This is a genomic window from Amycolatopsis samaneae, assembly GCF_039541975.1.
Classification (GTDB): Bacteria; Actinomycetota; Actinomycetes; order Mycobacteriales; family Pseudonocardiaceae; genus Amycolatopsis; species Amycolatopsis samaneae.
The window spans coordinates 369,351-382,368 of sequence record NZ_BAABHG010000001.1 but is presented as its reverse complement, the minus strand read 5'-3'; the positions used below and the strand labels follow the sequence as shown (position 1 = coordinate 382,368).

At 71.6% G+C, this 13,018-nt stretch carries 11 protein-coding genes and 1 pseudogene; 6 read left to right on the top strand and 6 right to left on the bottom strand.

Translation table 11 applies throughout. The annotated features are described in order from the left end of the window. Nucleotides 1–61: 61 nt before the first annotated feature. The 5 genes from ABD987_RS01725 to ABD987_RS01705 form a co-directional block, all read right to left on the bottom strand. A complete protein-coding gene (locus ABD987_RS01725; protein ID WP_345386056.1) occupies nt 62–1,681 on the bottom strand; it encodes a PucR family transcriptional regulator in 1,620 nt (539 codons plus the stop codon). Continuing rightward, the gene (locus tag ABD987_RS01720) at nt 1,678–2,385 is read right to left on the bottom strand and encodes a TetR/AcrR family transcriptional regulator (RefSeq protein WP_345386054.1); all 708 of its coding nucleotides are present in this window, start codon (nt 2,383–2,385) and stop codon (nt 1,678–1,680) included. Before ABD987_RS01720 ends, ABD987_RS01725 begins: the two co-directional genes overlap by 4 nt. A 354-nt stretch (nt 2,386–2,739) precedes the next feature. After that, a complete protein-coding gene (locus ABD987_RS01715; RefSeq protein ID WP_345386791.1) occupies nt 2,740–3,969 on the bottom strand; it encodes an MFS transporter in 1,230 nt (409 codons plus the stop codon). Next, nucleotides 3,966–5,081 carry a PLP-dependent cysteine synthase family protein gene (locus tag ABD987_RS01710; RefSeq protein WP_345386052.1) on the bottom strand — a complete coding sequence of 372 codons (1,116 nt, stop codon included), beginning with the start codon at nt 5,079–5,081 and terminating at the stop codon, nt 3,966–3,968. Before ABD987_RS01710 ends, ABD987_RS01715 begins: the two co-directional genes overlap by 4 nt. A gap of 132 nt (nt 5,082–5,213) precedes the next feature. Then, nucleotides 5,214–5,630: a hypothetical protein gene (locus tag ABD987_RS01705; RefSeq protein WP_345386050.1), complete on the bottom strand. Its 417-nt coding sequence runs from the start codon at nt 5,628–5,630 to the stop codon at nt 5,214–5,216. An 89-nt stretch (nt 5,631–5,719) separates the two neighbouring features. On the opposite strand from ABD987_RS01705, the gene ABD987_RS01700 reads away from it, so the two are divergent. Together ABD987_RS01700 and ABD987_RS01695 are read left to right on the top strand one after the other, a co-directional pair. Further along, a complete protein-coding gene (locus ABD987_RS01700; RefSeq protein WP_345386048.1) occupies nt 5,720–6,544 on the top strand; it encodes a class I SAM-dependent methyltransferase in 825 nt (274 codons plus the stop codon). 60 nt (nt 6,545–6,604) lie between these two features. Next, nucleotides 6,605–9,001: a cation-translocating P-type ATPase gene (locus tag ABD987_RS01695; protein WP_345386045.1), complete on the top strand. Its 2,397-nt coding sequence runs from the start codon at nt 6,605–6,607 to the stop codon at nt 8,999–9,001. Nucleotides 9,002–9,035: 34 nt separating this feature from the next. Here the strand turns inward: ABD987_RS01695 and ABD987_RS01690 are convergent, their stop codons facing one another. Then, entirely contained in the window at nt 9,036–9,287 is a 252-nt protein-coding gene (locus ABD987_RS01690; RefSeq protein WP_345386043.1) for a Smr/MutS family protein, read from the bottom strand. Nucleotides 9,288–9,519: 232 nt separating this feature from the next. Here ABD987_RS01690 and ABD987_RS01685 point away from each other — a divergent pair. The 4 genes and pseudogenes from ABD987_RS01685 (at nt 9,520) to ABD987_RS01670 (ending at nt 12,920) form a co-directional block, all read left to right on the top strand. Continuing rightward, nucleotides 9,520–10,892, top strand: a pseudogene (locus ABD987_RS01685) (fatty acid desaturase). Nucleotide 10,893: 1 nt separating this feature from the next. Next, the gene (locus ABD987_RS01680; protein ID WP_345386041.1) at nt 10,894–11,085 is read left to right on the top strand and encodes a ferredoxin; all 192 of its coding nucleotides are present in this window, start codon (nt 10,894–10,896) and stop codon (nt 11,083–11,085) included. Nucleotides 11,086–11,089: 4 nt separating this feature from the next. Beyond that, nucleotides 11,090–12,307: an NAD(P)/FAD-dependent oxidoreductase gene (locus ABD987_RS01675; protein ID WP_345386039.1), complete on the top strand. Its 1,218-nt coding sequence runs from the start codon at nt 11,090–11,092 to the stop codon at nt 12,305–12,307. Between the two features lie 10 nt (nt 12,308–12,317). Further along, entirely contained in the window at nt 12,318–12,920 is a 603-nt protein-coding gene (locus ABD987_RS01670; protein ID WP_345386037.1) for a TetR/AcrR family transcriptional regulator, read from the top strand. Nucleotides 12,921–13,018: the final 98 nt, after the last annotated feature.

Genomic DNA, 13,018 nt, shown 5'->3' with positions numbered 1-13,018 from the left:
GACTGTGCCGAAGCACGAACTCCGGCCGGGTTTTTCGGGCTGGGGAACGACTCCCCGTCGGTCACGCGGACGCGTGGCGCAGGCGGTGCAGCCGCAGATCGATGAGTGCCTCGAAGCGGGCGTCGGCGTCGGTGAGGTCGAGCCCGCTGATCTCGCACAGGCGGTTGAGCCGGTACCGGAACGTGTTGGGGTGGATGTGCACCGCGGCGGACGCCTTCGCGATGTCGCCGAAGGCCTCGAGGTAGGCGGCGAGGGTGCCGGTGAGGTCCGAGCGGTGCTCGGCGTCGTAGGCCAGCAGGCTGGTGACGGTCCCGCCGTCGTCGTTCTCCTCGCCGAGGTCCGTGATTTCCGCCAGGCGCAACAACAACAGGTCCAGCCGCACGGAAGCGACCGTGGCGCAGCGTTCGGCGCGGCCGGTCTCGCGCAGGACCCGGAGCACGACGTCGACGTCCGCGCGGGAGCCGACGATGCCCTCGGGCGTGCAGGCCACCCGGCCGATCCCGACGCGCAGCGCGACCCGGCTTCCCATCCGCTCCAGGAAGTCCTCGGCGACGCGCGCCGCCATCGCCTCGCCGTCGGCCTGCCCGGACACCGGCAGCAGGCCGTAGACGACGTCGCCGAGCGTCGTCGCCGCGGCGGAGCGGTGCAGCGCGCTCAGATGCAGCGCGAGCGCGTCGGCGACCCGCCGGACCTCCGCCGCCCGCCGGACCTCGTCGTCCTCGGCGCCGGTGAGTTCGAGGCCGAGGACGCACACCGGCTTGTCCCGCACCCCGAGCCGCCGGGCGGCCTCGGCGGGATCGCCCGCCCGGTCGAACAGCCGGGCCACGAGCTCGGCGCGCAGCCGGGCGTCGACCGAGGCGCCCGCGCGCTGCCGGAGCAGGTGCAGCGCGACGATCTTGGTCGCGTCGGCGAAGGCCCGCCTGCGGTGTTCGGGCATCGGCTCGGACACGACCGCCCACAGGAAGCCGAGCACCTCGTCCCCGGCGCGGACCGCGATCGCCATGCGGGGCAGGAAACTGTCGGCGATCGCCGGGATGAACACCGGCTCCCTGCTGCGGTAGAGCCGCTGGAAGATCCCCATCTCGGTCAGGGTGCGCTGGTGCTGCTCGGGAACCTGGCGGCCGAGGACGGTCTGGACGCGGCCCTCGTCGGTGTTCTCCTGACCGGTGGAGAACGCGAGCACCCGTGCCGAGCGGTCCTCGATGGTGACCGCCGCGTCCACCAGCGCGCCCACCGCGTTGGCCAGCTGGAACAGATCGCCCGCCGGGTACCCGGCGATCTCCTCGCTCGCGTCGCCGAACTCCGGCGGGTCCAGCAGCGTCCGCAGCAGCACGACGAGCTGTTCCCACGACGCCGCGCGGCTCACCTCGAGCACGCGGACGCCGCCGCGCACCGCGGCTGCGCGGATCCCGTCGTCCAGCGGGGCCGGGGTCTTGAGCACCAGCGCCGCGCCCCCGCACCGGGCGAGCTCGGCCAGCAGCGCGGCGACGGTCGCGATGTCGGTGACCCCGACGCCGAGCAGGATCCCGCCCGGCGCGACCGTGACGCCGTCGGCCGGGTCGTAGATCGACACCGAGCCGACCTGCGGGTCGGGATCGGCGGGCCCGGCGACCACGCGCAGCAGGGTGCTGCCGAGGTCGTCGACGACCCGGCCCAGGCTCGGTCGCGGCGGTGCGGTCACGGTCGTCGCCTCCTCGTCCGTGCGGCCAGCGGGGCGAGGACGGTGTCGAGCCCCTCCTCGAAGACGTCCTCCTGGGTGCGCCGCGCGTCGGCGAGACCGGCGCCGAGCTTCCGGAGCGTCGGGTACCGCTCGGCGGGGAGTTTCGCCAGCGAGGCGCGGAGTTCGTTCCAGTAGACGACGTCGTGGTCCCAGTCGCGCCGGGCGGGATGGCGGAAGGCACAGCCGACGACGAAGCGCTGGAGCACAGCTTGGAGGACGATCACGTCCGGAATGTCCATTCCGGACTGGAACAGCGCGGCGTAGAGCCGCTCGCTCACCCGCAGCTCGCCCGGCCCCAGATCGGTGCCGGTGTCCACCAGGTGCAGCCCGGGATACCGCAGCAGCAGGGCGAACTGCGCCCGCGCGATCTCCTTGACCGCCTCGACCGGCGGAGTGTCCGGCGGCGGGAGCGGCAGGCCGCCCAGCAGCTCGTCGACGACCGCGACGAGGAGATCCTCCTTGGCGTGGAAGTGCCGGTACAACGACATCGCGTTGACGTCGAGGACGTTCGCCACCGAGCGCATGGTGACGCCGTCGAACCCGTCCCGGTCGAGCACCTCGACGGCGGCCGCGACGATCTTGTCCCGGCTGAGGGTGCCCCGTGGGGTGCGCTGCCCGGCCACCGCGCTCCTTCCGGCCGCCCTGCCCGTCGTGGTCCGCGTCACGTTAGCATACAGCGTAAGCTACCTCGTATAACGTTTTGGCCGCCGACGCCGCCGGACGCACCCAATGTGGCGTTCGGTGCAGGCAACCGATGCGCGCGGCTTTCCCGGGCGGGCCGGGTGCCGAGGGACGCCTTCGGTGCGTCCAACGCAGCGAGGGACGCCCTTGGTGCATCCAGCGCACCCAGGGCGTCCCTCGGACGCCTCGCCACTCCGACGAAGTACGCACCCAAACGAACAGGTCCCGAAGGAGCTCTCACGGCCCGGCGGTGTCGAGAAGCCGGTTCCGCGATGGTCCGTGAATGCCGCATTGAGGGACTCCGAGTCCCTCAATGCGGCATTCACGGACCGGGATGATCAGGGAACCGGGGTCAGGACGCGACGGTGGTCCAGCGCGAACAAGCCCGCGCCGCACAGCACGCCGACCACGACGAGCCCGGCCCACGGCAGCCACGGGTAGCCGGCCGCGCGGGCGAGGTCGAAAACGCTGCCGGTGAACAGGTTCCCGAGCATGATCCCGATGCCGACGACGGTGTTGTAGAAGCCGTAGTGGGTGGCCACCAGGCGTTCGCCGGAGAGCCCGACGATGGTGTCCATCTCGAACGGGAAGATCGCCGCCGTGCCGAGCGCGAGCAGCGCGGCGGCCAGCAGCAGCGCGGCCGCCTCCCAGCCGGGACCTGTCCGGCCCGCGGCCAGCAACGGGGGCACGAACGCGGCGGAGAGCAGAGTCGTCCCGACAACCAGGCAGCGGCCGGGTGCCCAGCGGCGCCGGAACCACGCGGTGACGCGGAGCTGCCCGGCGATCGCGATCGCGCCGGACACCACGAACAGCGCGGTCACGAGAGCCGTGCCGGAACCGGTGATCGCCTTGGCCTGCAAGGGAAGCGCGAGGTAGACCTGGAAGGTCAGCACGTTCGAGCCGACCATCACCAGCGCGAAGAGCAGGAACGGGCGGTTGGTCAGTACGGTCCGCCAGTCGTGCAGGACCGACCGGCGTTCCTCCGCCGGCGACCGAATGGCGCGGGCGGGCAGCGCCCGGATCTGGAGCACGGTCAGCGCGGCGAACACCGCCGCCGCGGCCAGGCAGGTCAGCCGGAAGTCGAACGCGGTCAGTGCCAGCCCGACGAGCGGGCCGAGCAGGATGCCGCCCTGGTAGAACACGTTGAACAGCGCGAAGGCCTCGACGCGGCGCGAACCCGCGTCGGCGGCGAGGTAGGCGCGGACCGCGGGGTTGAACAGCGCGCCGGCGAACCCGGTCGCGGCCGAGGCGGCGATCAGCGCCGGGAGCGTGTCGACGAGGCCGAGCAGGAGGAATCCGCCCGTGCGCAGCACACAACCCGCGACGATCAGCGGCTTGTACCCGAACCGGTCGGCCAGCGTGCCGCCGAGCAGGAACATGCCCTGCTGCGAGAAGTTGCGGACGCCCAGCACCAGCCCGATCGCCCAGCCCGCGAGGCCGAGCGGCCCCGCGAGGTACCCGGCGAGATAGGGCATGAGCATGTAGAAGCCGACGTTGATGGTGAACTGGTTGACCATCAACAGGCGGCTCGGCCGGTCGAACGAGCGGAACTCGGTCAGCGGTTTCATCGGGCCGCCCCCGCCGGTGCGGCGACCTTCGCGCAGCGCGTCCACCGGGTGACCTCGCGTTCACCGGTGTGCGCGACCGTGTCGGGGTGTTCGGCGGGTCGGACGTCGAGCAGGCCGTGCTCGGCGCAGTACGCGTCGTTGTAGACGGTGTCGAAGTAGCGGTGCGGTCCGTCGGGGAACACCGCGGCGATCCGGACGTGCGGATCCTCCGTCCGCGCCAGCCAGCCCGCGACCAGCGCGACGGCGCCGACGCTCCAGCCGCCGGTGGCGTGGTGTGTGGCGGCGAGCGCGCGACAGGTCGCCACCGCCTCGCCGGGCGCGACCCAGTGCACCTCGTCGAAGGCGGGATAGTCGACGTTGCGGGGGAAGATGCTCGAACCCAGCCCCCGCATCAGCCGCGCGCGGGCGGGCTGGCCGAAGATCGTGGAACCGATCGTGTCGACGCCGACCAGCCGCAGATGTGGGTTGAACTCCTTGAGCACGCGCACGATCCCGGCCGAGTGCCCGCCCGTGCCGACCGAGCACACGAGCACGTCGACGCGTCCGAGCTGCGCGAGCAGTTCCATCGCCAGCGACGCGTACGCCTCGACGTTGTCCGGGTTGTGGTACTGGTCGGGGCTCCACGAACCGGGGTGCGCCGCCAGCACCGCCCGCACCCGGTCGCGGCGCGCCTGCTGCCAGCCACCGGTCGCGTGCGGCTCGGCGACGAGATCGACCTCGGCGCCGTGCGCGGTCAGCAGCCGCCGCACGATCGGCTCCATACCGGGATCGGTGACCAGTGTGACGGGGTGCCGGTGCACGATGCCCGCCAGCGCGAGGCCGAGTCCGAGCGTGCCGCTGGTGGATTCGACGATGCGCGCGCCGGGCGCGAGGTCGCCCCGCTCCCGCGCCCGCCGAACCATGTGCAGGGCGGGCCGGTCCTTCATACCGCCGGGGTTGTGGCCTTCGAGTTTCGCCCAGAAACCGCGCCCGGCTGGCGCGAGTGGTTCGCCGATCCACAGCACCGGCGTGTTGCCGACGGCGGTGGCGGGGGAGTGGCAGCTGACGGCGCTGGTGAGCAGCCGCGCGGGGGCGGACGGTGCCGCGACGGGCGCGGAGACGACGCTGTTCATGACAGGGCTTCCTTCGGTATCGCGTGCCTGGGCACGGGCGGAAAGGGAGTCGCGGGGCCCGTTTCCGGCACGCCTTCCCCCGCCCCACGCCGGAGGCGGGGGAAGGACAGGTGGGAAACGGGCGCGGCCCGCTCAGGTCCGCGCGATACAGAGGTCGATCAGCTTCGCCCGGCCGGGTGTGCTCCACCGGGGCGGCCCGCGCCGGGCCGGGATCCGGGAAAGTGGCCGGCGCAGCACGAAATCCGTGGGCAGCACCGCGGGTACGGCGGCCAGCGCGCCGCCGTCGTCCGCGCGGGGCGGCGCGCAGACGACGTCGCCGTGCCCGTGGGTGTGCGGCCCGTGTTCGTCCGGACAGTCGCCGGTGTGCTCGTCGGAATCGTGGCCGGTGAGGGTGGCGGTCGCGACGGCAGGGGAGCCCGCGCCGGCGAGGCAGCACAGGGAGACGTGGAGCCCGAGGTAGCCGAGCAGGACCAGGAACGCCGCCGTGACCACGAGAGCACGGCTTCGCGCCGGGCCGGATCGGCGCGGGGTGACCGGTCGCGTCCTCATCGTGATCGAATACTACCAGCGGAATCCGACTCCCTACGGAGCGTGTCCAGCTGGTGGACGGCGGGCCGACGCGACGAGAATGGCCGGCGATGAGCGCGATCGAGGAATGGGCGGCGGCGCTGGCCGCGTGGGCGATCCCGCCGGAAATCCTGGCCGGAGCCGGGGAAACGCCCTGGGTGCTGCCCCGCGAGGTGTTCCGCCGCCGGGCGCGCGAGCAGGTCGCCGCGCCGGTCGGCGCGACCTACCGGGAGGCGCTGGCCGCGCTGGCGGAACCGGGGACCGTGCTGGACGTGGGGGCCGCGGCGGGCGCGACCAGCCTCCCGCTCGTGGCCGCGGGCCGGGTCACCGGGATCACCGCGGTCGACGGCGACACCGACCTGCTGGGGACCTTCGCCCGCGACGCCGCGGCGGCCGGGGTGCCCGTCACCACGATCGCCGGGCGCTGGCCCGAGGTCGCGCCGGAAACCGGGGTCGCCGACGTCGTCGTGTGCGGCAACGTCCTCTACAACGTGGCCGATCTCGGACCGTTCGTGACGGCGCTGACCGCCCGTGCCCGCCGCCGGGTGGTCGCCGAGCTCGCGGCCCGGCACCCGCTCACCGCGTTGAATCCACTGTGGACGCACTTCCACGGCGTCACCCGTCCGGCCGGGCCCACCGCCGGGGACTGCGTGGCGGCGCTGCGCGAACTCGGCGTCGAGCCGGTCGTCAGCCGCTGGCGCCGTCCGCCCGAACCGGAGCACGCCGCGTTCCCCGATCTGGTCGAGGTGACGCGGCGGCGGCTCTGCCTGCCGCCCTCGGCGGCCGGCGAGGTCCGGCGGGTCCTGCTCGACCTGGGCCACGACCCGGACGTCCCACCCGATCTGGGTTCTTCCGGTCGCGAACTGTTCACCCTGGTGTGGGACGGTGGCGCCTGACCGCGGCGACCGGGGGACTCGGTGGACCGTGTTGCCCGGAATGTGCGTAAGGTCGGGATCATGTCAGGGGATGAGCGGCTGCTGATGCAGGACGTCGAGCGAGGACTGACCGCGGCCGAGGTGGCCGAGCGGGTCGCCAACGGCCGGACCAACGATGTTCCCTCGCGGGCCAGCCGCAGCACCTGGGACGTCGTCCGGTCCAACGTGTTCACCCGGATCAACGCGATCTTCGCGGTGCTCGCGGTGATCATCTTTTCGACCGGGTACCTGCTCGACGGCCTGTTCGCCGGGCTGATCGTGGCCAACAGCGTCATCGGCATCATCCAGGAGCTGCGTGCCAAGCGCACCCTGGACAAGCTCGCGATCGTCGGCCAGGTCCGGCCGAGGGTGCGCCGCGACGGGAAGACCGCCGAGATCGCGCCGAACGAGGTCGTCGCCGACGACGTCATCGAGATCGGCCCCGGCGACCAGATCGTCGTGGACGGCGAGGTTCTCGAGGCCGAGGCGATGGAGGTCGACGAATCGCTGCTCACCGGCGAGTCCGACCTGATCGTCAAGACGCCGGGCGACCCGGTGATGTCCGGCAGCTTCGTGGTGGCGGGCAGCGGGGCGTACCGGGCGACGAAGGTCGGCAAGGAGGCCTACGCGGCGAAGCTCGCCGAGGAGGCCGGGCGCTTCACCCTCGTCAACTCCGAGCTGCGCAACGGCATCAACACGATCCTGAAGGTCATCACCTACCTGCTGGTCCCGGCGGGCGCGCTGTCGATCTACAACCAGCTCTCCGGCGACCAGGCGCTGCCCGACGCGTTGCGCGGCATGGTCGCGGCGCTGGTGCCGATGGTGCCCGAGGGGCTGATCCTGCTGACCTCGATCGCGTTCGCGGTCGGCGTCGTCCGGCTGGGGCGGCGGCAGTGCCTGGTCAACGAGCTGCCCGCGATCGAGGGCCTGGCCAGGGTCGACGTGGTGTGCGCGGACAAGACCGGCACGCTCACCGAGAACGCGATGCGGCTGACCGAGGTACGCCCGCTGAGCGGTGCCGGTGACACCGACCCCGGTGTCGTGCTCGCGGCGCTCGCGGTGGCCGACCCCCGTCCGAACGCCAGCCTGCAGGCCATCGCGGAGGCGCATCCGGACGATCCGGGCTGGCGGCACACCGCCGTCGCGCCGTTCTCCTCGGCGCGGAAGTGGAGTGGCGCGAGCTTCGGCGAACACGGCAACTGGGTGCTCGGCGCGCCCGACGTCCTGCTGCCCGCGGACGCGCCCGAACGGGCCGAGGCCGAGGAAACCGGCGCGAAGGGCCTGCGGGTGCTGCTGCTCGGCCGCGCCGGGAACGCGGTCGACGCCGAGGACGCGCCCGGCCAGGTCACGCCCGTCGCGCTGGTGGTGCTGGAGCAGAAGATCCGGGGGGACGCGCGGGCGACCCTGGACTACTTCGCGAGCCAGGGCGTCGCGGTGAAGGTGATCTCCGGCGACAACGCCGTCTCGGTCGGCGCGGTCGCCCGTTCGCTGGACCTGCCCGGCGCCGACGCGCCAGTCGACGCCCGCACCCTGCCCGACGATCCGGAGAAGCTGGCCGACATCGTCGAGAACGGCTCGGTGTTCGGGCGCGTCACCCCTGCCCAGAAGCGGGCCATGGTCAAGGCGCTCCAGTCGCGCGGGCACACCGTCGCGATGACCGGCGACGGCGTCAACGACGTCCTCGCGCTCAAGGACTCCGACATCGGCGTCGCGATGGGCGCGGGCAGCCCGGCCACCCGGTCGGTGGGCCAGATCGTGTTGCTGGACAACGCCTTCGCCACGCTCCCGCACGTGGTGGGCGAAGGCAGGCGGGTGATCGGCAACATCGAACGGGTCGCCAACCTGTTCCTCACCAAGACCGTCTACTCGGTGCTGCTCGCCCTCATGGTCGGGATCCCCGGCCTGATCGGGTTCGACGCGCTGCCCTACCCGTTCCTGCCCCGGCACGTCACCATCGTCGGCTGGTTCACCATCGGCCTGCCCGCGTTCGTGCTTTCGCTCGCGCCCAACAACGACCGCGCCCGCGGCGGGTTCGTGGGCCGGGTGATGCGGATGGCCGTGCCGGCCGGGGTCGTGATCGCGGTGTCCTCGTTCGTGTCCTACCTGCTCGTCCACCCGGGAGCCAACGCGGGGGAGGCCGCCCAGGTCCAGGCCAGCACCACCGCGCTGATCACGCTGATGGCCATCGCGCTGTGGGTGCTGGCGATCATCGCGCGGCCCTACACCTGGTGGCGGCTCGCGCTGATCGTCGCGATGATCGGCATCTCCGCGCTGATGTTCCTGCTGCCGCTGAGCCGGAAGATCTTCCTGCTGGACCCGAGCAACCTCGGGTACACGCTGTCCGGGCTGGCCTGCGCGGCGGTGGGGATCGTGCTGGTCGAGCTGGGCTGGTGGATCGACGGCTGGCTGCGCCAGGAGAAGCGGCGGCTCACCGCCTGAGTCCCGGGCTCCGAGGGCCGGGTGCTGGTCCGGTTCAGAACCGGACCAGCACCCGGCCCTCGTTCGTCGTGTCGGCCTCCACGCTCCGGTAGAGCTTCTTGAGGTGCGGCTGGTTGAGCATCGCCAGCACCCGTTTGCGGAGCTTGCCCGATCCCTTGCCCGGGATGAACTCGACGAGTTTCACCTGGTCCTTCGCCGCGCGGAAGATCGTGCGGCGGACGGCGGCGTCGAGGTCCCGGTCGCTGCGGAAGTACGGGTGGAGATCCACGGTCAGCTTCTCGGGCACGGCGCTCCTCGGTTCGGCTCGGTGACCCCCATTATGCGGGCCTGGCCTGATGGTCCGTGAATGCCACATTGAGGGACTCAGAGTCCCTCAATGTGGCATTCACGTACGGAGTCTCCCGGACATCATTGGGCGATCTGACACGCCGTCAGAACTTTACAACTGGCTTCCACTTGTCAAATCCTCTGTACAAAATCTATGGTGTTGTAAAAGCACGCTCGTCGAGGAGGACGCAGTGGCCGTCGCAGCCGAGGACACCGGCACGATCCCCGAGGGATCGACCGGGCAGTGGAAGGACAAGAAGCGGTACCTCTGGCTGATCGGCCTGGTGGTGCCCTCGCTCGCGTTCCTCGCGGTGGGGATGCGGGAGTTCACCGGCTGGGGCGGCTGGCTCTGGATCGGCCCGGTGGTCATCCTGGTGATCGTCCCGGCCATCGACCTCATCGCGGGCCTGGACCGGTCCAACCCGCCGGACGACGTCATCGAGGCGCTGGAGAACGACAGGTACTACCGCTGGATCACCTACCTCTACCTGCCGATCCAGTACATCGGGTTCGTCGGCGCGTTCTGGTTCATCGCGAAGGGTGATCTGTCCCTTGTGGACAAGATCGGCCTCGCCGTCTCGATCGGCTGCGTCGGCGGCATCGGCATCAACACCGCGCACGAACTGGGGCACAAGAAGGAAAGCCACGAGCGCTGGCTGTCCAAGGTGGCCCTCGCGCAGAGCTTCTACGGGCACTTCTACATCGAGCACAACCGCGGGCACCACGTCCGCGTCGCCACGCCGGAGGACCCGGCGAGCAGCCGCGTCGGCGAGAGCTTCTACCGGTTCTGGCCGCGGACCGTGTGGGGTTCGCTCAAGAGCGCCTGGAACCTGGAGAAGAAGCGGTACGCGCGCCGGAACCAGCACCCGTTCCGGCTCGGCAACGACGTGCTCAACGCGTGGCTGATGTCGGCGGTGCTGTGGGCGGCGATGATCATCGCCTTCGGCGTCGGCGTCCTGCCGTTCCTGATCATCCAGGCCGTGGTCGGCTTCTCGCTGCTGGAGGTCGTGAACTACATGGAGCACTACGGGATGCTGCGCCAGCGCACCGGGCCGGACGGCACGGGCCGCTACGAGCGCGTCGATCCCAGCCACAGCTGGAACTCCAACAACATCGCGACCAACGTGCTGCTCTATCACCTGCAGCGGCACAGCGACCACCATGCGAACCCGACCCGCCGCTACCAGACCCTGCGTGACTTCGAGGAGTCGCCGGTGCTGCCCACCGGGTACGCCGGGATGATCGTGCTCGCGCTGGTGCCGCCGGTGTGGCGCCGGGTGATGGACCGCCGCGTGCTCACCCATTTCGGCGGCGACATCTCGCGGGCGAACATCCAGCCCGGCAAGCGCGGCAAGGTGCTCGCGCGGTATGCGGGGACTGTGTCGTGAGCCGGTTCGTCTGCCCCGGTTGCGAGTACGTCTACGACGAAGCCGCCGGTGATCCGCGGGAAGGTTTCCCGCCCGGCACCGCCTGGGGCGAGGTCCCGGACGACTGGTGCTGCCCGGACTGCGGGGTACGGGAGAAGGTCGATTTCCAAGCCACCGCACAGGAATCAAGGAGCTGAAATGAACATCGTGGTGGACCGTACGAAATGCGAGGGCCTCGGTATGTGCGAGGCGATGGCGCACGAGTTCTTCGAGGTCCAGGACGACGGCGAGATGGTCGTCCTCGACGAGAACCCCGGCGAGGAGCATCGCCGGGAGCTGACCGCCGCCGTCGACGCGTGCCCGGTGCTCGCGTTGACGTTGAAGGGCTGAAGCCGTGGAAAGCCTCGTGGTCGTCGGCGCCTCGCTCGCGGGACTTCGCGCGGTCGAGAGTGCCCGGCGCAGCGGGTTCACCGGCCCGGTCACGTTGATCGGTGCCGAGGAACACCTGCCCTACGACCGGCCGCCGCTGTCCAAGTCCTTCCTCGGCACGGGGCACGACGGGGTCGTGACGCCGTTCCGGTCCGCGGACGAGCTGCGCGAGGACTGGGACGTCCGGCTGTGCCTCGGTGCCCCGGCGCAGGCGCTCGACACCGCCGAGCGCGAGGTGGTCGTCGACGGGCGCCCGGTGCCCTACGACGCGGTGGTGGTCGCCACCGGCGCCGCACCGCATCCTTTCCCGATGGGACAAGGGATTCTGGGTGTGCACCAGCTGCGGACGGTCGAGGACGCGCGGGCGATCCGGGCCGCGCTGGACGCCGGTGCCCGCACGGTGGTGATCGGCGCGGGATTCATCGGGTCGGAGGTGGCGTCGGCGGCACGCAAGCGCGGGCTGCCGGTCACCGTCGTGGAGGCGCTGGAGCTGCCGCTGATCCGCTCGGTCGGCCGCGACGCCGGCGAGGTCTGCGCCGAGCTGCACCGCGAGAACGGCACCGATCTGCGGCTCGGCACCCGGGTCACCGCGATCGCCTCGCACCACGGCCGGGTCATCGGCGTCGGGCTGGACGACGGCGACGAGATCGCCGCCGATCTGGTCGTGGTCGGTATCGGGGTGGCGCCCGCGACGGGCTGGCTGCGCGACAGCGGGGTGCTGCTGCACGGCGCCGACGGCGGGGTGGTCTGCGACGAGCGGCTGGCCACGAACGTGCCGGGGGTCTACGCGGCGGGCGACGTGGCGCACGCGGCCAGCCCGCTGTTCGACGGCGAGCTGATGCGGCTCGAGCACTGGACGAACGCCGCCGAACAGGGAGCGGCGGCGGCGCGCCACGCGCTCGATCCCGCGTCGGCCGTCGCGCTGGAGCCGGTGCCCTACTTCTGGTCGGACACTTACGGGCACCGGCTCCAGTTCGTGGGGACCCCGCGGGCCGACGAGGTCCGCGTGGTTTCCCGCGCGGTCGCGGGATTCGCCGCGCTGTACCGCCGGGGTGACCGGCTGGTGGGCGCGCTGACCGTCGACCGGCCCCGCGAGATCATGAAGTACCGGCGGCGGGTCGCCGAACGCGGCGCGTGGGAGGAGGCTCTCACCTTCGCCGCACTGGGGCGGAAGATTGGCTAGCATCGCGGACATGACAGTCGCGCCGCCGTCCTCGCGGGACCGGGAACTGACGCTGCGCGGCCGGATCGTCGCCGCCGCGGCCAGGGCCACCGTGGAGAGCGGCTGGTCCTCGGTCACCATGGGCAAGCTCGCCGAGCTGGCCGGGGTGAGCAGGCAGACCGTCTACAACGAGATCGGCGGCAAGCGGCAGCTGGCCGAGGCGATCGTGCTGGCGGAACTGCAGAACTTCCTGACGGCGGTGGACGCCGCGTTCGAGGCCTACCCCGAAGATCTGGTGAACGCGGTGCGGCGGGCGTGTCACAACGTGCTCGTGCTGGCCACGAAGACCCCGTTGCTGCACGCGATCGTCAGCGCCTCGCACGGCGCGGGCCACGATCTCCTGCCGCTGCTGACCACCCAGTCCGCGACGTTGATCGAAACCGCGAAAACCGTGCTGCGCAAGCATGTCGAGGCGACGGCACCGGCACTGCCCGCCCGTGAGCTGGACGTGGCCATCGACACCGTCGTGCGCACCGTGCTGAGCCACATCATGCAGCCGAGCGCGAGCCCGGACCGCACCGCCGACGACATCGCCCTGCTCGTCGAACGCTTCCTCGCGGGCATCTCTTCCTAGCCTCTCCCGGGCTCCAAACGCCCCAATGTGGCATTGGGTGCGTTCCACGCACCCAATGTGGCGTTCGGTGCGTTGGACGCACCGAACGCCACATTGGG

Coding starts and splice junctions, on each gene's coding strand:
- ABD987_RS01715 (WP_345386791.1), bottom strand. CDS start 3,969: ATGAAACCGCTGACCGAGTTCCGCTCGTTCGACCGGCCGAGCCGCCTG.
- ABD987_RS01710 (WP_345386052.1), bottom strand. CDS start 5,081: ATGAACAGCGTCGTCTCCGCGCCCGTCGCGGCACCGTCCGCCCCCGCG.
- ABD987_RS01705 (WP_345386050.1), bottom strand. CDS start 5,630: ATGAGGACGCGACCGGTCACCCCGCGCCGATCCGGCCCGGCGCGAAGC.
- ABD987_RS01700 (WP_345386048.1), top strand. CDS start 5,720: ATGAGCGCGATCGAGGAATGGGCGGCGGCGCTGGCCGCGTGGGCGATC.
- ABD987_RS01695 (WP_345386045.1), top strand. CDS start 6,605: ATGTCAGGGGATGAGCGGCTGCTGATGCAGGACGTCGAGCGAGGACTG.
- ABD987_RS01680 (WP_345386041.1), top strand. CDS start 10,894: ATGAACATCGTGGTGGACCGTACGAAATGCGAGGGCCTCGGTATGTGC.
- ABD987_RS01670 (WP_345386037.1), top strand. CDS start 12,318: ATGACAGTCGCGCCGCCGTCCTCGCGGGACCGGGAACTGACGCTGCGC.